General features: G+C 57.8%; 23 protein-coding genes. 15 read left to right on the top strand and 8 right to left on the bottom strand.

The window, feature by feature from the left end:
* The first annotated feature begins 398 nt into the window (after positions 1-398).
* Positions 399-1,088: a FadR/GntR family transcriptional regulator gene (locus ACJ8PN_RS18430; protein ID WP_004933751.1), complete on the top strand. Its 690-nt coding sequence runs from the start codon at positions 399-401 to the stop codon at positions 1,086-1,088.
* A gap of 67 nt (positions 1,089-1,155) precedes the next feature.
* Positions 1,156-2,571, top strand: coding sequence for a multidrug transporter subunit MdtD (mdtD, locus tag ACJ8PN_RS18425; protein ID WP_156866332.1), 1,416 nt, complete (start codon positions 1,156-1,158; stop codon positions 2,569-2,571).
* Here mdtD and rbsR read toward each other — a convergent pair.
* From rbsR to kup, 7 genes are all read right to left on the bottom strand, one after another.
* Complete coding sequence (gene rbsR / locus ACJ8PN_RS18420; protein ID WP_088382019.1) at positions 2,568-3,569, bottom strand: ribose operon transcriptional repressor RbsR; 1,002 nt, start codon at positions 3,567-3,569, stop codon at positions 2,568-2,570. The genes mdtD and rbsR overlap by 4 nt on opposite strands.
* Positions 3,570-3,573: 4 nt before the next feature.
* Positions 3,574-4,500 carry a ribokinase gene (gene rbsK / locus ACJ8PN_RS18415; RefSeq protein WP_171454997.1) on the bottom strand — a complete coding sequence of 309 codons (927 nt, stop codon included), beginning with the start codon at positions 4,498-4,500 and terminating at the stop codon, positions 3,574-3,576.
* 61 nt (positions 4,501-4,561) lie between these two features.
* Complete coding sequence (rbsB, locus tag ACJ8PN_RS18410; RefSeq protein ID WP_004933760.1) at positions 4,562-5,449, bottom strand: ribose ABC transporter substrate-binding protein RbsB; 888 nt, start codon at positions 5,447-5,449, stop codon at positions 4,562-4,564.
* A 24-nt stretch (positions 5,450-5,473) separates the two neighbouring features.
* Positions 5,474-6,442, bottom strand: a complete 969-nt coding sequence (gene rbsC, locus ACJ8PN_RS18405; protein WP_033652333.1) for a ribose ABC transporter permease — start codon at positions 6,440-6,442, stop codon at positions 5,474-5,476.
* Between the two features lie 6 nt (positions 6,443-6,448).
* Positions 6,449-7,954, bottom strand: coding sequence for a ribose ABC transporter ATP-binding protein RbsA (gene rbsA / locus ACJ8PN_RS18400; protein WP_351108134.1), 1,506 nt, complete (start codon positions 7,952-7,954; stop codon positions 6,449-6,451).
* A 7-nt stretch (positions 7,955-7,961) separates the two neighbouring features.
* Positions 7,962-8,381, bottom strand: coding sequence for a D-ribose pyranase (gene rbsD / locus ACJ8PN_RS18395; RefSeq protein WP_015379466.1), 420 nt, complete (start codon positions 8,379-8,381; stop codon positions 7,962-7,964).
* Between the two features lie 170 nt (positions 8,382-8,551).
* Complete coding sequence (gene kup / locus ACJ8PN_RS18390; protein ID WP_015379467.1) at positions 8,552-10,420, bottom strand: low affinity potassium transporter Kup; 1,869 nt, start codon at positions 10,418-10,420, stop codon at positions 8,552-8,554.
* A 283-nt stretch (positions 10,421-10,703) separates the two neighbouring features.
* Between kup and ravA the strand changes: the two genes are divergently transcribed.
* Positions 10,704-12,212, top strand: coding sequence for an ATPase RavA (gene ravA, locus ACJ8PN_RS18385; protein WP_171454999.1), 1,509 nt, complete (start codon positions 10,704-10,706; stop codon positions 12,210-12,212).
* Between the two features lie 2 nt (positions 12,213-12,214).
* Entirely contained in the window at positions 12,215-13,678 is a 1,464-nt protein-coding gene (viaA, locus tag ACJ8PN_RS18380; protein WP_004933781.1) for an ATPase RavA stimulator ViaA, read from the top strand.
* 6 nt (positions 13,679-13,684) lie between these two features.
* Here the strand turns inward: viaA and asnA are convergent, their stop codons facing one another.
* Positions 13,685-14,677 carry an aspartate--ammonia ligase gene (gene asnA / locus ACJ8PN_RS18375; RefSeq protein WP_171455000.1) on the bottom strand — a complete coding sequence of 331 codons (993 nt, stop codon included), beginning with the start codon at positions 14,675-14,677 and terminating at the stop codon, positions 13,685-13,687.
* A 155-nt stretch (positions 14,678-14,832) separates the two neighbouring features.
* Between asnA and asnC the strand changes: the two genes are divergently transcribed.
* The 11 genes from asnC (at position 14,833) to atpG (ending at position 24,531) form a co-directional block, all read left to right on the top strand.
* Complete coding sequence (gene asnC, locus ACJ8PN_RS18370; protein WP_004933786.1) at positions 14,833-15,294, top strand: transcriptional regulator AsnC; 462 nt, start codon at positions 14,833-14,835, stop codon at positions 15,292-15,294.
* 100 nt (positions 15,295-15,394) lie between these two features.
* Positions 15,395-15,835, top strand: a complete 441-nt coding sequence (gene mioC, locus ACJ8PN_RS18365) for an FMN-binding protein MioC (RefSeq protein ID WP_016929621.1) — start codon at positions 15,395-15,397, stop codon at positions 15,833-15,835.
* A 380-nt stretch (positions 15,836-16,215) separates the two neighbouring features.
* Positions 16,216-18,105, top strand: a complete 1,890-nt coding sequence (gene mnmG, locus ACJ8PN_RS18360; protein ID WP_044030154.1) for a tRNA uridine-5-carboxymethylaminomethyl(34) synthesis enzyme MnmG — start codon at positions 16,216-16,218, stop codon at positions 18,103-18,105.
* Positions 18,106-18,243: 138 nt separating this feature from the next.
* A complete protein-coding gene (rsmG, locus tag ACJ8PN_RS18355; protein ID WP_015379471.1) occupies positions 18,244-18,864 on the top strand; it encodes a 16S rRNA (guanine(527)-N(7))-methyltransferase RsmG in 621 nt (206 codons plus the stop codon).
* A gap of 639 nt (positions 18,865-19,503) precedes the next feature.
* Positions 19,504-19,887, top strand: a complete 384-nt coding sequence (atpI, locus tag ACJ8PN_RS18350; RefSeq protein ID WP_004933796.1) for a F0F1 ATP synthase subunit I — start codon at positions 19,504-19,506, stop codon at positions 19,885-19,887.
* Between the two features lie 22 nt (positions 19,888-19,909).
* The gene (atpB, locus tag ACJ8PN_RS18345) at positions 19,910-20,689 is read left to right on the top strand and encodes a F0F1 ATP synthase subunit A (protein ID WP_015376132.1); all 780 of its coding nucleotides are present in this window, start codon (positions 19,910-19,912) and stop codon (positions 20,687-20,689) included.
* 49 nt (positions 20,690-20,738) lie between these two features.
* A complete protein-coding gene (atpE, locus tag ACJ8PN_RS18340) occupies positions 20,739-20,978 on the top strand; it encodes a F0F1 ATP synthase subunit C (protein ID WP_004093904.1) in 240 nt (79 codons plus the stop codon).
* 57 nt (positions 20,979-21,035) lie between these two features.
* Positions 21,036-21,506: a F0F1 ATP synthase subunit B gene (gene atpF / locus ACJ8PN_RS18335; protein ID WP_004933804.1), complete on the top strand. Its 471-nt coding sequence runs from the start codon at positions 21,036-21,038 to the stop codon at positions 21,504-21,506.
* Between the two features lie 14 nt (positions 21,507-21,520).
* Positions 21,521-22,054 (top strand): F0F1 ATP synthase subunit delta, encoded by a 534-nt coding sequence (gene atpH / locus ACJ8PN_RS18330; RefSeq protein WP_004933806.1) that lies wholly within the window; start codon positions 21,521-21,523, stop codon positions 22,052-22,054.
* Between the two features lie 12 nt (positions 22,055-22,066).
* A complete protein-coding gene (gene atpA / locus ACJ8PN_RS18325; RefSeq protein WP_004933808.1) occupies positions 22,067-23,608 on the top strand; it encodes a F0F1 ATP synthase subunit alpha in 1,542 nt (513 codons plus the stop codon).
* A 59-nt stretch (positions 23,609-23,667) separates the two neighbouring features.
* Entirely contained in the window at positions 23,668-24,531 is an 864-nt protein-coding gene (atpG, locus tag ACJ8PN_RS18320) for a F0F1 ATP synthase subunit gamma (protein ID WP_004933811.1), read from the top strand.
* The last annotated feature ends 21 nt before the right edge of the window (positions 24,532-24,552 follow it).

Below are 24,552 nucleotides of genomic sequence, written 5' to 3'. Positions count from 1 at the left end.
CAAGACTTGATATTTTTTTGCATCCGAAGATGCTGGATATCGTCTTGTGGAGTGCCCACACAGATTGTCTGATAAATTGTTAAAGAGCAGTGCCGAGAAACTCATCGGCGCGGGCTGCGCATACTACGCTTTTCGCCCGGAGAGTCAAGCGTTTATTTCGCTTTCTTCTCGCTGACCCGGCGGCTTGTCAGTCGTTGTTCCCGGTCAGTGGAGGCGCATTATAGGGAGTTCTCGGCGAGCCGCAACCCCTAATTGCAAAAAACTTTTCAAGCGCGGATTTTTTCAACAAAAGGGCGAAAAAGCGGCGAATTAATGTCACTTTTTCAGGCAAACAGCCATAAAAGCTGGCGATCACTGGAGTAAAATAGAAATAACGATGTCAGTAAGGATCCGCAGCCATGCCGTTAAATGCACAACAACAGGCCGCCCAACGCAATCTTTCTTATCTGCTTGCAGAAAAGCTCGGCCAACAAATTCTGGCAGGCGATTATCAGGCCGGCAGCATCCTGCCTGGTGAAATGGAACTGGGCGAGCAATTCGGCGTCAGCCGCACCGCGGTGCGCGAAGCGGTAAAGATGTTAGCCGCCAAAGGCATGTTGTTGCCGCGCCCGCGCATTGGCACCCGCGTGATGCCGCAAAGCCAATGGAATTTCCTCGATCAAGATTTACTGACCTGGTGGATGACGCGGGAAAACTTCGATCAGGTGATGCAACACTTCCTTATCTTGCGCACCTCGCTGGAGCCGCAGGCCTGCGCGTTGGCGGCAAACCACGCCAGCCCGCAGCAAACCAAGTTGCTGGCGGGGCTGATGGCGGAAATGCGCGCGCTGCATACCCAGTTTGATCGCGAGCGTTGGATCCAGGTCGATACCCAATTCCACCAGCTTATCTACGAGGCCAGCGGCAACCCGTTCCTGACCTCGTTCGCCAACCTGTTCAGTTCGGTGTACCAAAGCTACTTCCGCGCCATCACCGGCAATGAAGTGATCAAGCTGCGCCATCATCAGGCTATCGTCGATGCGATACTCGCCGGAGACAGCGCCGGCGCGCTTGTCGCCTGCCAGGTGCTGCTGAAAGAGAAAGACTAGACACGCTCCCCGCTTATATATAGAAGAAAGAGACGAGGGACAGACGACCATTTAACCAGGACCGACCATGACCCAATCCGCGCGCAGTATGGCAGGACTCCCGTGGATCGCCGCAATGGCGTTCTTTATGCAGGCGCTGGACGCCACTATCCTCAACACCGCGCTGCCGGCGATCGCCCAAAGCCTGGGGCGTTCGCCGCTGGCGATGCAATCGGCCGTCATCAGCTACACGCTGACTGTGGCGATGCTGATCCCGGTCAGCGGCTGGCTGGCGGATCGCTTCGGCACCCGGCGCGTGTTCATCTTCGCCGTCACGTTATTCACCCTCGGTTCGCTGCTGTGCGCCTTGTCTCCTACGTTGAGCGTGCTGGTCGCCTCTCGCGTGCTGCAAGGCATCGGCGGCGCGATGATGATGCCGGTCGCGCGGTTGGCGCTGCTGCGCGCCTACCCGCGCAGCGAACTGCTGCCGGTGCTGAACTTCGTCACCATGCCCGGCCTGGTCGGGCCGATTCTCGGGCCGCTGCTGGGCGGCTGGCTGGTAACCTACGCCACCTGGCACTGGATTTTCCTGATCAATATCCCTATCGGTCTGCTCGGCATCTTCTATGCACGCAAATACATGCCGGACTTCACCACGCCCAAACGCCGCTTCGATTTCCTTGGCTTTATGCTGTTCGGCCTGAGTCTGGTGCTGATCTCTACCGGGCTGGAGCTGTTTGGCGAGCGGGTGCTGGCCAGCTACGTTTCGTTGGGTATTCTGCTCAGCGGTTTCGTCATGCTGTTCGGCTACATCGCGCACGCCCGCCGTCATCCTCAGCCGCTGATCGGTCTCGACCTGTTCAAAACCCGTACCTTCTCGGTCGGCATCGCCGGCAACGTCGCTTCCAGGTTGGGCACCGGCTGCGTGCCGTTTTTAATGCCGCTCATGCTGCAGGTGGGCTTCGGCTACACGGCGATCGTCGCCGGTTGCATGATGGCGCCGACCGCCATCGGCTCGCTGATGGCGAAATCCACCGTCACTCAAGTGCTGCGCTGGTTTGGCTACCGCAAAACACTGGTCGGCATCACCGTTATTATCGGGGTGCTGATTGCCCAGTTTGCCCTGCAAAGCCCGGGCATGCCGCTGTGGCTGATGATCCTGCCGCTGTTCGTGCTGGGCATGGCGATGTCCACCCAGTTCACCGCCATGAACACCATCAGCCTGGCGGATTTGAACGACGCCAACGCCAGCGCCGGCAACAGCGTCCTGGCGGTCACCCAACAACTGTCCATCAGCTTCGGCGTGGCGATCAGCGCGGCGGTGCTGCGTTTTTACGAATCCCTGTCGTTAGGCACCATGATCGACCACTTCCATTACACCTTTATCACCATGGGGATCGTCACCGTGGCGTCGGCGCTGGTGTTTATGTTGCTGAGAAGGAAAGATGGCCGCAATTTGATCAGCGGCCAGGAAAGCAAGAAAGAAGCGAAGGCGACGAGTTAACGGCGGCCCACTGAGGCGCGCTCCACCAGCTCGGGCGTCAGCACCAGCACCTGGGGCGCGCGCTCCGGGTTCTGCAGGCGGTTGATCAGCGCATCGATCGCCAATTCGCCCAGCGAATCCTTCGGTTGATGAATGGTGCTCAACGGCGGCGCTAGATAACGCGCCAGCTCAATATCATCGTAACCCATCACCGCCATATCCTGCGGCACGGAAAGCCCAGCCTGATACAGCGCCTGATAAACGCCTACCGCCACCGCGTCGTTGCCGGCGAACACCGCATGCGGCGGTTCGTCCAGCGCCAACAGTTGGCGCATGGCGTTCACGCCGCCCTCAAACTCAAAGTCGCAATGCACTTCATACCCTGACGGAACCGGCAATTCGGCGCGCCGCATCGCGTTGCGATAGCCTTCCAGCCGGTGACGGGCGGTGGTTTTATCCTGCGGGCCGGCGATGCAGGCGATCTTGCGGTAGCCGCGGGCGATCAGATGATCGGTCGCCATCTCGCCGCCCAGCAGCGAGTTATCCTGAATAATGTCGTTGGCACCCTCGAACGGCGCCCAGTCCATCATCACGATCGGCAATGACGGGTAGCGGCTCAGGGCATCTTGCGATGGCCGATGGTTTTCGGTGCACATCAACAGCAAACCGTCGACGCGCTTTTGCAGCAGCGTCTCCATGCTGCGGTTCATGCGCGCGGCGTCTTCTTCGGTATTGCACAGGATCAGACTATAGCCACGTTCATAGCAGCTGCGCTCCACGCCGCGCACCACTTCGGCATAAAACGGGTTGTTGCTGGCGGTCACCAGCATGCCGATGGTGCGGGTTTGATTAAGCTTCAGGCTGCGCGCCAGCGCGGAAGGCGCATAGTTCAACTGTTCCACGGCCGCCATGACCTTGTCGCGCACGCTGTCGCTGACAAAGCGATTGTTGTTGACCACATGCGAAACAGTTGAGGTTGAAACGCCCGCCAGGCGAGCGACATCTTTCATGGTGGCCAAAGGATCACCCCTGCTGCTGCAAGAAGGCGTCGATCTCTTCGCGCCACGGCACCGAAGGCTGCGCGCCGGGGCGGGTTACGGCGATCGCCGCCGCCGCATGGGCGAAACGCACCGCGTCGGCCATGCTGTTACCTTCCAACAGGGCGGTCACCAGCGCACCGTTAAAGGTATCGCCGGCGGCGATGGTGTCCACCGCTTGCACCTTGAAGCCAGGCACCAGTTTGCCGTTGCCGTTTTCGCTCAGCCACACGCCGCGGCTACCGAGGGTGATGATCACCGTTGCGATGCCTTTATCGTGCAGCGCCTGCGCCGCACGCGCCGCATCGGCGTCGTTGTCCACGGCGATGCCGGTCAAGCGCTGCGCTTCGGTTTCATTCGGGGTGATCATATCAATCATCCCCAGCAGCTCGTCCGGCAGCTCGCGCGCCGGGGCCGGGTTGAGGATCACCTGCGTTTGATGTTGCTTCGCCAGGCGGGCGGCGGCGATCACCGTCTCCAGCGGCGACTCCAGCTGCATCAGCAGGGCATCGGCGTCGATCACTTTTTGTTGGTAGCGCGCCAGGTAATCCGGCGTCACCGCGGCGTTGGCGCCGGCATCGATGCCGATCACGTTCTCGCCCTCGGCGTTGACGAAGATCAGCGCCACACCGGTGGTGCTGTCGGCGATGGCTTCAATCGGTTGAGTATCAATGCGATCGCTCGCCAGCTGCCGGCGGATACGCTCGCCGATATCGTCGGCGCCTACGCAAGCGATAAAGGCGATCTCCGCCCCGCTGCGCCCGGCCGCCACCGCCTGATTCGCGCCCTTGCCGCCAAACGCCACCTTATACTGTTTCCCGATCACCGTTTCGCCCGGGAGGGGGAACTGTTCAATATTGAGGATATGATCGGCATTGATGCTGCCCAGAACCACCAGCTTACCTGTTTCCATCGCATTGATTCCTGAATTGCGCGCCATCGTAAACGCCCCGTCCCGATGGCGCTGGTATGACTTACTGAGTGACCAATTTCAAATCGACCGGAATGGTCGCCGGCACTTTTTCGCCTTTCAGCACCTTATCGGCGGTTTCCACGCCGATCACGCCGATCTGATCGGGACGCTGCGCCACGGTCGCCGCCAGCTTGCCGCCTTCGACCGCTTTCACGCCGTCGGCGGTGCCGTCGAAGCCTACCACGATCACGTCGGTTTTACCGGCGGTTTGCAGCGCACGCAGCGCGCCCAGCGCCATTTCATCGTTCTGGGCAAATACCGCCTGCACATCCGGGTGAGCGGTCAGCAGGTTCTGCATCACGTTCAGGCCCTTGGTGCGGTCGAAATCGGCCGGCTGGCTGGCCAGCAGTTTGAATTTATTCTGATCCAGCGACTGTTTGAAGCCTTCGCCGCGTTCACGCGCGGCGGAAGTGCCGGCGATGCCTTCCAGCTGAATCACTTTGGCATCGGCACCTGCTTTTTTGGCGATGAAGTCACCGGCCATTTTACCGCCCACGCGGTTGTCCGAGGCAATGTGGCTCACCACGTCGCCCTTGCTCGCCACGCGGTCCAGCGTGATGACCGGGATCTTAGCCTGGTTGGCCATCTTGATGGCGTTACCGACCGCATCGGAGTCGGTCGGGTTGATCAGCAGCAGCTTAGGCGCCCGCACCATCAGATCCTGCACGTTGGCCAGCTCTTTCGCCGGGTTGTTCTGGGAGTCCAGCACCACCAGGTTGTAGCCCAGCTTATTGGCCTCTTGCTGCGCTCCGTCCTTCATCGAGACGAAGAACGGGTTGTTGAGAGTGGACACCACCAGCGCGATGGTCTCTTTGGCCATGGCATTGGCGCTCAGGGTGGCGCTCAGCGCGATGGCGGAAGCTAAGGTTGCCAGTTTTTTCATTTTCATCATCGTGATTCCTGTAGGGGGAGGTTACTTGTTGCTTTTGTTATCTACCAGAACCGCCAGCAGTATCACCACTGCCTTCACGATCATTTGGTAGTAGGAAGAAACACCCAATAAATTCAGGCCGTTGTTCAGGAAGCCGAGGATCAGCGCCCCGATCAGCGTGCCGACGATGCGCCCCTTGCCGCCGGCCAGGCTGGTGCCGCCCAGCACCACGGCGGCGATGGCGTCCAGCTCATAGCCGGTGCCGGCGGTCGGCTGTGCCGACGACAGGCGCGCCACTTCGATTACCCCCGCCAGCGCCGCCAGCAGGCCGCACAGCGAGTAGACGATAATCTTCACTTTATCGACGCTGATGCCGGACAGACGGGTCGCCGCCTCGTTGCCGCCCAGGGCATAAATATAGCGGCCCAGGCGCGTATGGTGCAGCATATACCAGGCGGCGATGAACACGATCGCCATGATCCAGATCGGCGTAGGCACGCCCAGCGGACGGCCGATGCCGAACCAGCCGAAGGTGTCGGCCACGTCGGTAAAACCGGTGTTGATCGGGCTGCCGTTGGTGTACACCATGGTGACGCCGCGCAACAGCAGCATCATCACCAGCGTGGCGATAAAGGCCTGCACTTTGCCTTTGGCGACGATCACCCCGGTGCAGGCGCCAATCGCGGCGCCCAGCGCCAAGGCCGCCGCCACCGCCACCAGCGCGTTGACCTCAAAGCCGACGATCGACGCCGCCACCGCGCCGGTCAGCGCCAGCAGCGATCCCACCGACAGATCGATGCCGGACGTGAGGATCACCAGCGTCATCCCCACCGCCATGATGGCGTTCACCGAAGTCTGCTGCAGAATATTGAACAGGTTGTTCAGGGTGAAGAAGTTCGGGCTCATGGAAGAGACCACGGCGATCAGCACCAGCAGCGCAATCAACGACTTCTGCTCTAACAGCCACTCTTTACTGAACCAGCGCTTAGCTGCGATAGTCTGGGAACTCATATCTGATTACTCCTGCTTTACGCCGTATTGCTTGCCGACGGCTGCCGCCATCAACGCTTCCTGGGTGGCCTGTTCAATCGGGAACTCGCCGCTGAGATGCCCTTCATGCATCACCAGAATGCGATCGCTCATGCCCATCACCTCCGGCATTTCCGAAGACACCAGAATGATGCTCAGCCCTTCCTGTTTGAACTGGTTGATTAACTGATAGATCTCTTTTTTGGCGCCGACATCGACGCCGCGCGTCGGCTCATCGAGGATCAGCACCTTCGGCCGGGTCATCAGGCCGCGGGCGATCGCCACTTTTTGCTGATTGCCGCCGGAAAGCAGGCCGATAGGCTGCTCCATCGACGGCGTTTTGATATTGAACAGCCGGATGAAATCCCCCACCGCCTGCCGCTCGTCGGCCTGTTTCAGGCTGCCGTCGGCGCGGCTAAAGTAGCGCAGCGCGGTCAGCGACATGTTTTCCTTCACCGACATGCCCAACACCAGGCCGTCGCGCTTGCGGTCTTCCGAGATATAGACGATGCCGTTCGCCAACCCATCCTGCGGCGAATGGGCGACCACCTCGCGGCCGTCCAGGCTGACGGTGCCGGCCTTGCGCGGCGCGGCGCCGTACAGGATCTTCATCAATTCGGTGCGCCCGGCGCCCATCAGCCCGGCCACGCCGAGGATCTCGCCGCGGTACAGCGTAAAGCTGACGTCTTCAACGCCGGGGCCGGAAAGATGACTGACTTCCAGCCGCTTTTCACCACGCGGCAAATCCAGGCGCGGATATTGTTCTTCCAGCTTGCGGCCGACCATCATCTCAATCAGCGAATCTTCCTGCAGCTCGCTCACCGGCCGCTCGGCGATAAACTGCCCGTCGCGGAACACGGTCACGTCGTCGCAGATTTCAAAGATCTCTTTCAGGCGGTGCGAGATATAGACGATGCCGCGCCCTTCGGCCTTCAGCTCATTGATCACCTTGAACAGCGAGGCGGTTTCGGTGTCGGTCAGCGCATCGGTCGGTTCGTCCATGATGATCACTTTCGATTCGAAGCTCAGCACCTTGGCGATCTCCACCATCTGCTGATCGCCGATCGACAGCTCGCCCACCAGCCGGTGGCTGCTGTAGCGGATATTGAGCCGCGCCAACAAGCGATCGGCCTCGGCGTACATGCGCTTCCAGTCAATGCGGCCGAAACGGTTGACGAACTCGCGGCCGAGGAAGATGTTTTCCGCAATCGTCAGCTGCGGGATCAGGTTCAGCTCCTGATGGATAATACCGATGCCCGCTTCCTGCGAATCCTTGGGCCCGTTGAACGCCACCTCTTTACCGAGAAAATACTGGCTGCCGGCGTCTTTCTGGTAGATGCCGGTCAGCACTTTCATCATGGTGGACTTCCCGGCGCCGTTTTCCCCCACCAGCGCCATCACCTTGCCGGGATAAACGCTGAGGGCAGCGCCGGAAAGCGCCTTCACGCCGGGAAAGGCTTTATCAATCCCTTTCAGTTGCAGTAAAGGTTGCATAAACGCCTCAGAAAGTTACGCCGGCGCACAGGATCACGTTCGCGTAAGGCGAACACTCCCCGCTGCGGATCACCGCCCGGCTGTGCTCGGTTTGCGCTTTAAACGCCTGATGGCTGATATAGCGCACGCTGATGGTATTGCCCTGGCGTTGGCCCAGTGCGGTCAGTTCAGCCAACAGAGCCTCGTGGAGCGACGGATTCTGTTTCACGATCTCTTCCGCCAGGATGGCGCTTTCTACCTGCATCTCTTGCGTGACCGCCGCGAACACCTGCATGAAGGTCGGCACGCCCTGCGTCAACGCCAGATCGATGCGCTGCGTCGCCGCCGGTATCGGCAGGCCCGCATCGCACAGGGTGAGCTGGTCGGTATGCCCCAGCCGGGCAATCACGGCAGACACGTCGGAATTCAGTAATACGCCTTTTTTCATCTTCTCACTCCGCTAGCGAAACGTTTCGCTCTTTGGGGGAGTTTAAAAAAACGGCAGGGGAAGGCAACCGGGACAATGCAGAAGTGTGATCGTTATCGAAACGTTTCGTTCGCGCACGGAGAAAGCGCAAACAAAAGGGGCCCAGCCTAGCTGAGCCCCTGTCAGGCGGGTTAGATCTCGACCTGCGTGCCGAGCTCGATGACCCGGTTCGGCGGGATCTCAAACTGATCCGGCGCGCGCAGCGCATTGCGGCTCAGGGCGACGAACAGTTTGCCGCGCAGATAGAGGTACCATGGCCGCTTGGTGAGGATCAGCGATTCATGGGACATGAAGAACGACGTCTCCGACATGCGGCACGGCAACCCTTCCAGCCCGCAGCGGTGGAACACCTCCTCGACGTTCGGCGTTTCGCGCCAGCCGTAGCTGGCCACCACCCGCCAGAAGGTCGGCGACAGCTGCTCGATGGTCACCCGGCGCACGTTGTGCACGTAAGGCGCATCCTCGGTGCGCAGCGTCAGCAGCACCACACGCTCATGCAGCACCTTGTTGTGCTTCAGGTTGTGCAACAGCGCAAAAGGAATAACGTTGGTGGCGCGCGACAAGAACACCGCCGTACCCGGCACCCGCACCGGCGGCGATTTCTCCAGCGAGGCGATCATCGCCTCCAGCGAGTTGCCGTGTTCATGCAGGCGGCGCAGCAGGCGGAAGCGCTCGCTCTTCCAGGTGGTCATAATGATGAACATCACCAGCGCCAAGGTCAGCGGCAGCCAGCCGCCGGAGAACAGCTTCAGGGCGTTGGCGGAAAACATCGGCACGTCGATGATCAGCAAGATGGTCACGATGCCGATCGCCAGGAAGCGATTCCAGTGCCAGTTGTTGATCGCCACCGAGGTGACCAGAATGCTGGTCAACACCATGGTGCCAGTGACGGCGATGCCATACGCCGCCGCCAGGTTGCTGGAGTGCTCGAAACCGATGATCACCAGCACCACCGAGATGTACAGCGTCCAGTTGATCACCGGAATGTAGATCTGGCCGGATTCCATTTCCGAGGTGTGAATGATGCGCATCGGCGACAGATAGCCCAGGCGCACCGCCTGGCGAGTCAGCGAGAAGACACCGGAAATCACCGCCTGTGAAGCGATCACCGTCGCCAGGGTTGCCAGAATCAGCAGCGGGATCAGCGCCCAGTCGGGCGCCAGCAGGAAGAACGGGTTTTTGATCGCCTCCGGATTTTTCAGCAGCAGCGCCCCCTGGCCGAAGTAGTTGAGCACCAGCGAAGGCAGCACCACGGTGAACCAGGCCAGGCGGATCGGGAACTTGCCGAAGTGCCCCATATCGGCATACAGCGCCTCGACGCCGGTGATCGACAACACCACGGCCCCCAGGGCGAAGAACGACACCTTCTTATATTCCATGAAGAAGTTGAGCGCCCATTTGGGATTCAGCGCCTGCAGCACTTCCGGGTTTGAAATGATGCTGCGCGCGCCCAGTACCGCCAACACGATGAACCACAGCAGCATTACCGGGGCGAACAGCTTGCCGACGCTGCCGGTGCCGTGCTTTTGGATAACGAACAGCAGCGTCAACACCAGAATGGAGAGCGGCACGATATAGGCGTCAAGCGCAGGCGCGGCGATTTCCAACCCCTCTATCGCCGACATCACCGAGATAGCCGGGGTGATCACCACCTCGCCATAGAAGAAGCTGCCGCCGATCAGGCCCAGTATCACCAGCACCGCAGTAGTGCGCGCCGAGGTATTGCGCCCGGCCAGCGACATCAGCGTCAGAATACCGCCCTCGCCGGCGTTGTCCGCGCGCATCACGTAGGTGAGATATTTGAGGGAAACGATCACGATCAGCATCCAGAAAATCAGCGACAGGAAGCCGAAAACCACGTCTGGACGAACATCGAAGCCGTAATGGCCGGAGAAACACTCTCTCAGCGTATAGAGAGGGCTGGTGCCGATATCACCGTAGACCACGCCGATGGCAGCCAGGGTTACCGCCGATAGGGACTGCTTATGCTCTGCGCTCATAATTCGTTTCTTTATCAGAACATCCGTTAGCGATGCATCCGCATCAGGCAAAATACGGGCTCAAAGATCCGTCACGCCCACCAGAAAGCCGCACAGTATGCACCATTTATACCGCTTGCCTACCCTTATATCAGAGCCGAAAAATAAACAAAATGTGAACCGAATATCCGACTCAACTGAGAAAATTTTTACTAATCAATAAGCTATACCATTAAAAATAATGGTGGTTTATCATCGAATTATCGACCAAGATTGGCTAACTCTCGGACAATGCGACAATTATATGACGCCATCATCCCTTCTGGCAGAACGAATTTCCCGCCTCAGCAGCGCGCTGGAGAGCGGCCTTTATGAGCGGCAAGAGGCGATCCGCCTGTGCCTGCTGGCGGCGCTGAGCGGCGAAAGCGTATTCCTGCTCGGCCCGCCCGGCATCGCCAAGAGCCTGATCGCGCGCCGGCTGAAGTTTGCCTTCCGCAACGCCCGCTCCTTTGAATACCTGATGACGCGTTTTTCCACGCCGGAAGAGGTCTTTGGCCCGCTCTCTATCCAGGCGCTGAAAGATGAGGGGCGCTATCAACGTCTGACCGCCGGCTATCTGCCGGAAGCGGAGATCGTGTTTCTGGACGAGATCTGGAAGGCCGGCCCGGCGATCCTCAACACCCTGCTGACGGCGATCAACGAACGCCGCTTTCGCAACGGCAACAGCGAAGAACCGATCCCGCTGCGCCTGCTGGTCACCGCCTCCAACGAACTGCCCGAAGCGGACAACAGCCTCGAAGCCTTATATGACCGCATGCTGATCCGCCTGTGGCTGGACAAGGTGCAGGATAAACAGAATTTCCGCTCGCTGCTGGTCAACCGCCAGAGCGAAAGCCAAAACCCGGTGCCGGCGGCGCTGAGCATCAGCGACGAAGAGTTTCTGCAGTGGCAACCGCAGATCGACAAAGTCGCGCTGCCGGAAACCTGTTTTGAGCTGATTTTCCAGCTGCGCCAGCGGCTGGACGCACTGGAGCAGGCGCCATACGTCTCCGATCGGCGCTGGAAAAAAGCCCTGCGCCTGCTGCAAGCCTGCGCCTTCTTCAGCGGGCGCGACGCCATCGCCCCGCTCGATCTGATGCTGTTGAAAGACTGCCTGTGGCACGATCTCACCTCGCTGAAGCTGCTGCAACAGCAGATCGACCAATTGCTGACCGAGTCGGCCTATCAGCAGCAGTCGATGCTGATCCAGTTGCAACAAATCCACACCCGCTGGCTGCAGGACCAGCAGCAACAAAGCGACCGGCAGGCCATCAGCCTGGTGAAAAAAGGCGGCATGTTCAGCCGCAAACCGCAATACGCGCCGGCCACGCCGTTCGCCGGCGGCACCCTCACCCTCCTGTTGCAAAAGCCGCTGCAGCTGCATGACATTCAGGTCAACCATCTGAGCATCGAAAGCAGCGCGCTGGACAACTGGCTGCAAAAAGGCGGCGACGTGCGCGCCAAGCTGAACGGCATCGGCTTTGCGCAGCCGATCGACCTGGAAGTGGATGACCAACTGCACCTCACGGTGTTGGACGTCAGCCGCCAGCCGTCATTGCTGGCGCTGCCGGGCAAACAGGCCACCGCCACGCCGCAGGCGCTGCTGGATGAAATGGACGCATTGGCCCAGCGCCTGGCGGAGCAACGCCGCGCCTTCAGCCAACATCAGCCCTGTCTGTTCACCCCCGCCGCCGGCCTGGCCAAGATCGAAGCCAGTCTGCTGCAGGTCGCGGAACAGGTTAAACAGCAACTGCTGCAAATGCGCGGCCAGTAACCATGCTCAGTCTGGAGACGCTCGATCTGCTGCTGGCGATCACCGAAGGCGAGATGATCGAGGAGATGATCGTCGGCATGCTGGCGGCGCCGCAGCTGTCGGTATTCTTTAAAAAGTTTCCGGCCCTTCGCCGGGCGCTGGATCGCGATCTGCCGCGCTGGAAGCTGCAGCTCAAGGAGCGTCTGCAGGAGGCGATGGTGCCGCCGGCGCTGGCGCAGGAATTCTATCGCTACCAACAGTGCCAGCTGGAGAACAACACCCAGTTCTATCACAACCTCAACGACACCATGGAGCTGCTGCGCCAGCTGGTCTCACCGTTTTATGAACAGGCGCGCGCGCTGGTGGACGCCGCCGATCTGCCCAATCATCCGCTGGACGACAGCTTTCAAACGCTGTTTCTGCAGCGCTGGCGCATCAGCCTGACGCTGCAGGCCACCATGCTGCACCACCAACTGCTGGAACAAGAGCGCGAGCAGCTGATGGCGGAACTGCAGGAGCGGTTGGCGCTGAGCGGCGCGCTGGAACCGCTGCTGTCGGAAAACGACACCGCCGCCGGCAGGCTGTGGGACATGAGCAAAGGCCAGCTGCAGCGTGGCGATTATCAGCGGCTGGTGGAGTACGGCAACTTTTTGCAGCAGCAGCCGGAGCTGAAAAAACTGGCGCAACAGCTGGGCCGCAGCTATCAGGCCAAGGCGGTGCAGCAACAGGACGCGCAGCCGGAGCCGTTCAGGGTCATGGTGCAGGTGCCGGCCACGCTGCCGGAAGAAGTGAGCGGCATTCATCAAAGCGACGACATCCTGCGCCTGTTGCCGCCGGAGCTGGCGACGCTGGGGATAGAAGAGCTGGAATTCGAGTTTTATCGCCGCCTGTTGGAAAAGCGGCTGCTGAGCTACCGTCTGCAGGGCGACGTCTGGCAGGAACAGATCCTGATCCGCCAGGTCACTCACCAGCAGCAGGATCAACAGCCGCGCGGGCCGTTTATCGTCTGCGTGGACACCTCCGGATCGATGGGCGGTTTCAACGAACAGTGCGCCAAGGCGTTCTGTCTGGCGCTGCTGCGCATTGCGCTGGCGGACAACCGCCGCTGCTATATCATGCTGTTTGCCAACCAGATCGTGCATTACGAACTCACCGCCGCCAGCGGCATCGAGCAGGCAGTGCGCTTTCTCGGCCAGCAGTTTCGCGGCGGCACCGATCTGGCGGCCTGCCTGAACGCCACCGTCACCAAAATGGCGGAGAGCGGCTGGTTCGACGCCGATGCGGTGATCATTTCCGATTTTATTGCCCAGCGGTTGCCGGAGGAGGTAATAAAGAAGGTGAAACAGCAGCAGCAAAGCCACCAGCAACGTTTCCACGCGGTGGCGATGTCCGCTTACGGCAAACCCGGCATCATGCGCATCTTCGATCATATCTGGCGCTTTGATACCGGGCTGAAAAGCCGTTTGATGCGCCGCTGGCGGCGCTAGGCGGCATTAGAGCAGGCCTTCGACCGCGCCGCGCACTTCCGGCGACCACACGCCGCATTGCACCTGGCCGATATGCGACAGTTGCAGCAACAACATCACCAGACGCGACTGACCGATGCCGCCGCCGATGGTCTGCGGCATATCGCCGCGCAGCAACGACTGGTGCCATTCCAGCTTCATGCGCTCTTCATCGCCGGTCAGCGCCAACTGGTGTTTCAGCGCGGCGGCGTCAACGCGGATCCCCATGGAGGACAGCTCGAAAGCGTCCTGCAGCACCGGGTTCCACACCACGATATCGCCGTTCAGGCCCGCCAGGCCATCCGCCGTCGGCGTGGTCCAGTCATCATAATCCGGCGCCCGCACATCGTGCGATTTACCGTGTGACAGCTTGCCGCCGATGCCAATCAGGAACACTGCGCCCAATTCTTTGGCGATCGCCCGCTCGCGCCCCTTGGCGTCCAGATCAGGGTAGCGCTGCAGCAGGGTTTCGCTGTGCATGAAGTGGATCTGTTCCGGCAGGAACGGGGTCAGGCCATGCTCGCGGCTGACTTCCGCCTCCGTCGCCTTGATCGCAGCGTAAATGCTGCGCACGGTGTTTTTCAGGTAGTCCAGGCTGCGCTCACCGTCGCCCATCACCCGCTCCCAGTCCCACTGATCGACGTACACCGAGTGGATAGGCGTCAGGCGGTCTTCATCCGGGCGCAGCGCCTTCATATGGGTATACAGGCCTTCGCCGGCACCGAAATCGTAGCTGCCCAGAGTTTTGCGTTTCCATTTCGCCAGCGAATGCACCACTTCGAAGGTGGCGTCCGGCAAGGTTTTGACTTTGACCTGCACCGCTTTCTCGCTGCCGGAAAGGTTATCCTGCGTGCCGTCGCCCAGGCGGCTAAGGATCGGGGCTTGCACTTCGATCAGACCGAGCTGTTGCTCCAGCTGGCGGGAGAAGAAGGATTTGACCTGGCTGATTTGTTGTTGTTTTTGGATAAACTGTTTTTTCATTGCCGTATCTCTTGTAAACCTGTCTCTGTTGCCATCGATTAAGCAACAAAATGACACAACAATTCAATATCCATCAATCAATATTGCCTTTTCACTTTTAATCGTTCATTTTTACCCGGACAGAATTCAACAATCGTTAATTAATGGGGGATTAAATGGCGGAAATTTATCAGATCGATAATCTCGATCGCGGCATTCTCAACGCCCTGATGGACAATGCGCGCACACCGTACGCCGAACTGGCGAAAAACTTCGCCGTCAGCCCCGGCACCATTCATGTGCGGGTGGAGAAGATGAAGCAGGCCGGGATCATCACCGGCGCGCGCATCGACGTCAGCCCCAAACAGCTGGGCTACGACGTGTGCTGCTTTATCGGCATCATATTAAAGAGCGCCAAGGATTACCCTTCGGCGCTGAAGAAGCTGGAAAGCCTGGAAGAAGTGGTGGAAGCCTATTACACCACCGGCCACTACAGCGTCTTTATTAAGGTAATGTGCCGATCGATCGACGCGTTGCAACAGGTACTTATCAACAAGATCCAGACCATCGACGAGATCCAGTCCACCGAAACGCTGATCTCACTGCAGAACCCCATTATGCGTACCATCGTGCCGTAACCCGCCAAATTGCATACCCACATTATCCACAGGTAGATCCCAGCCGATTCACAGCGTACAATGCAGCCACTTTGAGTGAGAAGGTTGGGATCGTTGGTTCATGGCAGACATTACTCTGATCAGTGGCAGTACGCTTGGCAGCGCCGAATACGTGGCTGAACATTTGGCTGAAAAGCTGGAAGACGCGGGTTTCTCTACCGAGATGCTGCACGGCCCTGAACTGGATGAACTGCCGTTGACCGGCCGCTGGCTGGTGGTCTCTTCCACGCACGGCGCCGGCGAACTGCCAGATAACCTTCAACCGCTGTTGGAACAGATCGCTGAGCAGCAGCCGGATCTTTCCGAGGTACAGTTCGGCGCCGTCGGTTTGGGCAGTTCGGAATACGACACCTTCTGTGGCGCAATCAAACAGATCGACGATCTGTTGATCGCCAGAGGCGCTAAAAGGATCGGCGATCGTCTCGAGATCGACGTGACCGAGCATGAAATTCCCGAGGATCCGGCCGAGGAATGGGTAAAAAACTGGATTAATTTACTCTAATTCGTCTAAAGATCGTGCGAACGATTGTGGATAACTATACTTAAAAGCAGGGTAAAAGCAGTAGTTATCCCAATAACAACCGTAGTGCACTTTTTGCCCTGTGTATAACAAGCCTTTTAGATCCCAGCTTATCTGCGTCGGGATCACCGATCATTCACAGCAAAAGATCCTCCTTAATCTGCTGATCTTCATCGTGAATAGTCACTTATCCACAGAGGATCGCGATCCTAATAAGAGATCTAATAAAGAGATCTTTAAATAAAAAAGATCTTCTTTTAATTACCGACGATCCTGACCACTTGGTCGATCGTCTAAACTTGAGTAGAATCCCCGACCCCAGGGCAAATACGATCGTTCGCAATACGGCGAGGTGCAGTTCCATGTTTTATCCAGATCAATTTGACGTCATCATCATCGGTGGTGGCCATGCAGGTACCGAGGCCGCCATGGCCGCGGCGCGCATGGGACGTCAGACTTTATTATTGACACACAATATCGATACGCTGGGACAGATGTCCTGTAACCCGGCGATTGGCGGTATTGGTAAAGGGCATCTGGTTAAGGAAATTGATGCACTCGGCGGCCTGATGGCAACGGCGATCGACCACGCCGGCATCCAGTTTAGGATACTAAACGCCAGCAAAGGCCCTGCCGTTCGCGCCACTCGCGCTCAGGCGGATCGCGTCCTGTATCGGCAAGCGATCCGTACCGCGTTGGAGAACCAGCCCAACCTGATGATCTTCCAACAGCCGGTTGAGGATCTGATCGTCGAAAACGATCGCGTCGTGGGCGCCGTCACCCAAATGGGTCTGAAATTCCGCGCCAAGGCGGTGGTATTGACCGTAGGCACCTTCCTGGACGGCAAGATCCATATCGGCCTGGAGAATTACAGCGGCGGCCGCGCCGGGGATCCTCCTTCGATCTCGCTGTCGCAGCGTTTGCGTGAACTGCCGCTGCGCGTTAACCGCTTGAAAACCGGTACACCGCCGCGCATCGACGCCCGCACTATCGATTTCAGCGTATTGGCACCTCAACACGGCGATACGCCGGTGCCGGTATTCTCGTTCTTGGGCGATGCCAGCCAGCACCCGGAACAAATGGCGTGCTACATCACCCACACCAATGAAAAAACCCATGACGTGATCCGCAATAACCTCGATCGCAGCCCGATGTATGCCGGGATCATCGAAGGGATCGGCCCACGTTACTGTCCGTCGATCGAAGACAAGGTCATGCGTTTTGCCGATCGCAACGCGCACCAGATCTTCCTTGAGCCGGAAGGCCTGACCAGCAACGAGATTTACCCTAACGGGATCTCCACCAGCCTGCCGTTCGACGTGCAGATGCAGATCGTCCGTTCAATGGAAGGGATGCAGAACGCGCGTATTATTCGCCCTGGTTATGCCATCGAGTACGATTTCTTCGATCCACGCGATCTGAAACCGACGCTGGAAAGCAAATTTATTCAGGGCCTGTTCTTCGCCGGCCAGATCAACGGCACCACCGGCTATGAAGAAGCCGCCGCGCAGGGCTTGCTGGCCGGTCTGAACGCCGGGCGTTTCGCCGATGAACAAGAGGGCTGGGCGCCACGTCGCGATCAGGCCTACCTCGGCGTGCTGGTGGACGATCTCAGCACCCTCGGCACCAAAGAACCGTACCGCATGTTTACCTCACGCGCCGAGTATCGTCTGATGCTGCGCGAAGACAACGCCGATCTCCGCCTGACGGAAAAAGGCCGTGAACTCGGTCTGGTGGACGACGTGCGCTGGGCGCGTTACAGCGAGAAGCTGGAGCGAATCGAACGTGAACGTCAACGCCTGCGCGACATCTGGATGCATCCGCACGCCGAGAACGTCGAACAGGTCAATGCGTTGCTGAAAGCGCCGCTGTCGCGTGAAGCGAACGGCGAAGAGTTGCTGCGCCGTCCAGAGATGGATTACGCGCAGTTGACCGGCATCGACGCCTTCGCGCCGCCGTTGGACGACGTACAAGCCGCCGAGCAGGTCGAGATCCAGGTCAAATACGAAGGCTACATCGCTCGCCAGCAGGAAGAGATCGAAAAACAACAGCGCAACGAGAACACCGTGCTGCCGCTGGATCTTGACTACCGTCAGGTTTCGGGACTGTCGAACGAAGTGATCGCCAAGCTGAACGATCACAAACCGAACTCCATCGGCCAGGCTTCGCGCATCTCCGGCATTACACCGGCGGCGATCTCGATTTTGCTGATCTGGCTGAAAAAGCAGGGACTGCTGCGCCGCAGCGCATAAATCCCGCTTCCAGGCGGCCGTTTGCTCAACCCGTAGCCAAACGGCCGCTGACATCACTTGCGCCCTGAATTATCATAGTCGCCTCATTGCGCCAGCTAACCATCCGCTGGTCGTTCAGCGCCTGCCAGAGGATCCGTTGTGCAAAAAAAATTAGACTCGCTGCTCGCGGCAGCAGGCATTGAGCTGCCCGATCAGCAGAAACAGCAGCTGCTGGGCTATGTCGGCATGCTGGATAAGTGGAACAAGGCTTATAACCTCACGTCGGTGCGCGATCCGCAGCAAATGCTGGTGCGCCACATCCTCGACAGTATTGTGGTCAATCCGCATCTGCAGGGCTCGCGTTTTATCGATGTCGGCACCGGCCCCGGCTTGCCGGGCATTCCGCTGGCGATTGTGCGCCCGGACGCGCATTTCACGCTGCTCGACAGCCTGGGCAAGCGCGTGCGTTTCCTGCGCCAGGTGCAGCATGAGCTGGGCCTGAACAATATCGAGCCGGTGCAGAGCCGCGTCGAAGCGTTTCCGGCCGAGCCACCGTTCGATGGCGTGATCAGCCGGGCATTCGCTTCGCTGCAGGATATGCTGTCCTGGTGCCATCACCTGCCGGCGAAAGGGCAGGGGCGTTTTTACGCGTTGAAAGGCGTGCGCCCGGATGAAGAACTGACGCAACTGCCGGCTGGCGTTAGCCTGGAGTCCATCGTGCGGCTGCAGGTGCCTGAACTGGAAGGCGAACGTCATCTGGTGATTCTTAAGGCAAACTGAGTTTGCTTTTGATCAAACAAGCGTGAATTAAAGGTCGTACCCAGCAGAAAGATAAGCAGGCTAATTAGTTGGTCGCTTTTTTTAGTTAATTTACTTTTTATTAACACAAAAAACGCGGCTAATTAGCGACAATAGAGTAATTGCATTTAGAAATAGTCACGTTAGCAATCATGTGCGAAAGATTGGCGTTTGCTGCTAATGTTAATTGGCTGTTGGAATATTGCCCCGCTGCTTGTCAATAAAAGGTTTTCATCGGGTATACGGATTGTTTTTGAACAGTTAACTAGTAATGTTTTGATTTATATAATTTTTTGATCGCTCAAATTGCTAAAGACGGTTTGGTTGACCATCGGCTATAAATCAGGAAGGGACATTACTGTGATCGGCTTCGCGTTTCTAAACGCAACGCTGGAATAATCAGACAATTAAATGCGCCCTATTATTCCGACCGTTTTCTTGTGAAAATAGGCTGGAATAGGGAAATTTAAATAATTGTTCACCTTTTCGCTACTTATCGATTGAATTCGTTGGTATGCCCCGTATAATTTGCTCGTTTTTTGCTGCTTGACTCAGGACAGCAAAAACAGTTGTATACGTCACTCAGCATACCCCCTCTGGGGTACGGAGAGAACAAACGTCATGTCTGTGTCCCTTTACAGCGGGAAAGTCGCACGCAAACTGCTGTTTTTGCAGTTAATGACTTTTGTTCTGATCAGCGTTGCTTTCTGGCTGAAAAGCCCGGAATGGAGCGCTTCGGCGTTGGCAGGCGGTCTCGCCGCCTGGTTGCCGAGTGCAATGTTTATGCTGTTTGCCTTGCGCCATCAGGCGCAAACGCCGGCGCCCGGTAGGGTTGCCTGGTCGTTCGCCATCGGCGAGGGGCTAAAGGTCGTGATCACCATCGTTTTGCTGATCGTGGCGCTGGGGGTGTTCAAGGCGGAGTTTATACCGCTTGGCCTGACCTATTTAGCGGTGTTAGTGGTGCAGATAGTGGCACCGGCCGTGATTAACAGTTACCGAACTTAACTAAATAAGGGTAAGAGGCATCATGTCTGCAGGAGAAGTCTTGACTCCACAGGAGTATATCGGTCACCACCTGACGCAGCTTCAGGTCGGGACTGGGTTCTGGTCGATCAACATCGACTCGATGTTTTTCTCCGTCGTCCTCGGGGCGCTTTTCCTGGTGATCTTCCGCAAAGTGGCTAAAAACGCCACCAGCGGCGTGCCGGGTAAACTGCAAACCGCCGTGGAGCTGGTGGTCGGTTTCGTCGACAGCAGCGTGCGCGACATGTACCACGGCAAGAGCAAGGTGATTGCGCCGCTGGCGCTGACCGTGTTCGTCTGGGTGTTCCTGATGAACTTGATGGACCTGCTGCCCATCGACTTCCTGCCTTACGTTGGCGAACACATCCTCGGCCTGCCTGCGCTGCGCGTGGTGCCTACCGCCGATGTGAACGTCACGCTGTCGATGGCGCTGGGCGTGTTTATCCTGATTCTGTTCTATAGCATCAAAATGAAAGGCGTTGGCGGGTTTGTTAAAGAGTTGACCATGCAGCCGTTCAACCACCCTGTATTCATTCCTATCAACCTGATTCTTGAAGGTGTCAGCCTGCTGTCCAAACCTGTTTCACTGGGTCTGCGACTGTTCGGCAACATGTATGCGGGTGAGTTGATCTTCATCCTGATTGCCGGCCTGTTGCCGTGGTGGTCACAGTGGGTCCTGAGCTTGCCTTGGGCTATCTTCCACATCCTGATCATTACGCTTCAAGCCTTTATTTTCATGGTTCTGACGATCGTCTATCTGTCGATGGCGTCTGAAGAGCACTGATTTTCTTAAAACACTTGCACTTTTAAACTGAAACAAACTGGAGACTGTCATGGAAAACCTGAGTATGGATCTGCTGTACATGGCTGCCGCTGTGATGATGGGTTTAGCGGCAATCGGTGCTGCGATCGGTATCGGCATCCTGGGTGGTAAATTCTTGGAAGGCGCTGCTCGTCAGCCTGACCTGATTCCTCTGCTGCGTACACAGTTCTTTATCGTTATGGGTCTGGTCGACGCCATCCCGATGATCGCTGTAGGTCTGGGTCTGTACGTGATGTTCGCCGTCGCGTAAGTAGAGCAACCCTCTACGACGTAACCAAACTATTAACTTTTAAAGAGGCATTGTGCTGTGAATCTTAACGCAACAATCCTCGGCCAGGCCATCGCGTTCGTTCTGTTTGTCTGGTTCTGCATGAAGTACGTATGGCCGCCGATCATGGCTGCCATCGAGAAGCGTCAGAAAGAAATCGCTGACGGCCTCGCTTCTGCAGAGCGTGCCAAAAAAGATCTGGACTTAGCGCAAGCCAATGCGACCGACCAGCTGAAAACTGCTAAAGCAGAAGCTCAGGTGATCATCGAGCAAGCGAACAAACGCAAAGCTCAGATCATGGATGAAGCGAAAGCCGAAGCCGAGCAGGAACGTAACAAAATCGTGGCGCAGGCTCAGGCTGAGATCGAAGCCGAACGTAAGCGCGCTCGTGAAGAGTTGCGTAAGCAAGTCGCGATGCTGGCAATTGCCGGCGCCGAGAAGATCATCGAACGTTCCGTGGATGAAGCTGCTAACAGCGACATCGTTGATAAACTGGTCGCTGAACTGTAAGGAGGGAGGGGCTGATGTCTGAATTTGTAACTGTAGCTCGCCCCTACGCCAAAGCAGCTTTTGACTTTGCCGTTGAGCACCAAAGCGTAGAGCGCTGGCAGGAAATGCTGGCGTTTGCGGCTGAAGTCACTCGCAATGAACAGATTTCTGAACTGCTGTCTGGCGCGGTTGCGCCAGAAACGCTGTCCAAGACGTTCATCGCGGTTTGTGGCGATCGGCTCGACGAACATGGCCAGAACTTTATCCGTGTAATGGCCGAAAATGGACGTTTACTGGTTCTTCCTGCCGTGCTGCAGCAGTTCATCGAACTGCGCGCCTCGCTGGAATCCACCGTCGAAGTCGAAGTGCTCTCTGCGAGCGCGCTGAACGACGAACAGCAGGCGAAAATCGCCGCTGCGATGGAAAAACGTCTGTCACGCAAAGTTAAGCTGAATTGCAAAATTGACAAGTCTGTACTGGCCGGCATCGTTGTTCGCGCCGGCGATATGGTGATTGATGGCAGCGTTCGCGGTCGTCTTGAACGCCTGACAGACGTCTTGCAGTCTTAAGGGGACTGGAGCATGCAACTGAATTCCACCGAAATCAGCGAACTGATCAAGCAGCGCATTGCTCAGTTCAATGTAGTGAGCGAAGCTCACAATGAAGGTACTATCGTTTCCGTCAGTGACGGGATCATCCGCGTACACGGCCTGGCCGAAGTTATGCAGGGCGAAATGATCGCACTGCCTGGCAACCGTTACGCAATCGCATTGAACCTGGAGCGCGACTCCGTCGGTGCCGTGGTCATGGGGCCGTACGCGGATCTGGCCGAAGGCATGAAGGTTAAATGCACCGGCCGTATCCTGGAAGTTCCAGTCGGTCGTGGTCTGCTGGGCCGCGTAGTTAACACCCTGGGCGCGCCAATCGACGGCAAAGGCCCGATTGAGAACGACGGCTTCTCTCCGGTAGAAGCTATCGCGCCAGGCGTTATCGAGCGTCAGTCCGTTGATCAGCCGGTTCAAACTGGCTACAAATCCGTTGACGCCATGATTCCAATCGGCCGTGGCCAGCGTGAGCTGGTGATCGGTGACCGTCAGACCGGTAAAACCGCGCTGGCGATCGATGCGATCATCAACCAACGCGACTCCGGCATCAAATGCGTTTACGTGGCTATCGGCCAGAAAGCGTCCACCATCGCTAACGTGGTGCGCAAACTGGAAGAGCACGGCGCATTGGCCAACACCATCGTGGTGGTGGCGACCGCTTCCGAATCCGCTGCACTGCAATACCTGGCGCCATACGCCGGTTGCGCAATGGGCGAATACTTCCGTGACCGCGGTGAAGACGCGCTGATCGTGTACGATGACCTGTCCAAACAGGCCGTTGCTTACCGCCAGATTTCCCTGCTGCTTCGTCGTCCGCCAGGTCGTGAAGCTTACCCAGGCGACGTATTCTACCTGCACTCCCGCTTGCTGGAGCGCGCAGCGCGCGTCAACGCCGAATACGTTGAAGCCTTCACCAAAGGTGAAGTTAAAGGCCAAACCGGTTCACTGACCGCTCTGCCGATCATTGAAACCCAGGCGGGTGACGTTTCCGCGTTCGTTCCGACCAACGTAATCTCGATTACCGATGGTCAGATCTTCCTGGAATCCAACCTGTTCAACTCCGGTATTCGTCCGGCAGTTAACCCGGGTATCTCCGTATCCCGTGTTGGTGGCGCCGCGCAGACCAAGATCATGAAGAAACTGTCCGGTGGTATCCGTACCGCGCTGGCGCAGTATCGTGAACTGGCTGCGTTCTCCCAGTTCGCATCCGATCTGGATGACGCGACCCGCAAACAGCTGAGCCACGGTCAGAAAGTGACCGAGCTGCTGAAACAGAAACAGTATGCGCCGATGTCGGTTGCACAACAGTCTCTGGTGCTGTTTGCCGCAGAACGCGGTTACCTGAACGACGTCGAAGTCGCCAAAGTGGTGAGCTTCGAAGCCGCGCTGGTCGCCTATGCGGACCGCGAGCACGCCGAGCTGCTGAACCACATCAACCAAACTGGCAACTTCAATGATGAGATCGAGGGCAAGTTGAAAGACATCCTCGAGACCTTCAAGAAAACCCAGTCCTGGTAACGCCGAACGGCCCTGCTGTTGAAAGACAGCAGGCCGTCTGGCACTGAGGAGAAGCAGAGATGGCCGGCGCAAAAGAGATACGTAGTAAGATCGCTAGCGTGCAAAACACGCAAAAGATCACTAAAGCGATGGAAATGGTCGCCGCCTCCAAAATGCGTAAATCGCAGGATCGCATGGCGGCCAGCCGTCCTTATGCAGAGACCATGCGCAAAGTGATTGGTCACCTTGCGTTAGGGAATCTGGAGTACAAGCACCCGTACCTGGATGAGCGTGACGTTAAGCGCGTCGGGTATCTGGTGGTGTCTACTGACCGTGGTCTCTGCGGCGGCTTGAACATCAACCTGTTCAAAAAGCTGCTGGCGGAGATGAAAGCCTGGTCCGAAAAAGGCGTCGAAACCGATTTGGCGCTGATTGGCTCTAAAGCGGCCTCTTTCTTTGGTTCCGTGGGCGGCAACGTGGTTGCCCAGGTGACCGGCATGGGGGATAAACCTTCCCTGTCGGATCTGATCGGGCCGGTGAAAGTGATGCTGCAGGCCTACGACGAAGGTCGTTTGGACAAGCTGTACATTGTCAGCAACAAATTTGTTAATACGATGTCCCAAGAGCCGCAAGTGCTTCAGCTGCTGCCGTTACCGCCAGCCGATGACGAAGAGCTGAAGAAAACGCCTTGGGATTACCTGTATGAACCCGATCCAAAAGTGCTGCTTGATACCTTGCTGCGCCGCTATGTGGAGTCGCAGGTTTATCAGGGCGTCGTGGAAAACCTGGCCAGCGAGCAGGCCGCACGAATGGTCGCGATGAAAGCCGCAACCGATAACGGCGGTAGCCTGATCAAAGAGCTGCAGTTGGTATACAACAAGGCGCGTCAGGCCAGCATCACTCAGGAACTCACCGAGATCGTTTCGGGAGCCTCCGCGGTTTAAGCTAGGTTTACGAATTACGTA

This window comes from Serratia sp. CY76391, assembly GCF_052166695.1.
Lineage (GTDB): Bacteria > Pseudomonadota > Gammaproteobacteria > Enterobacterales > Enterobacteriaceae > Serratia > Serratia nematodiphila.
This window is presented reverse-complemented; position numbering and strand designations above follow the sequence as displayed.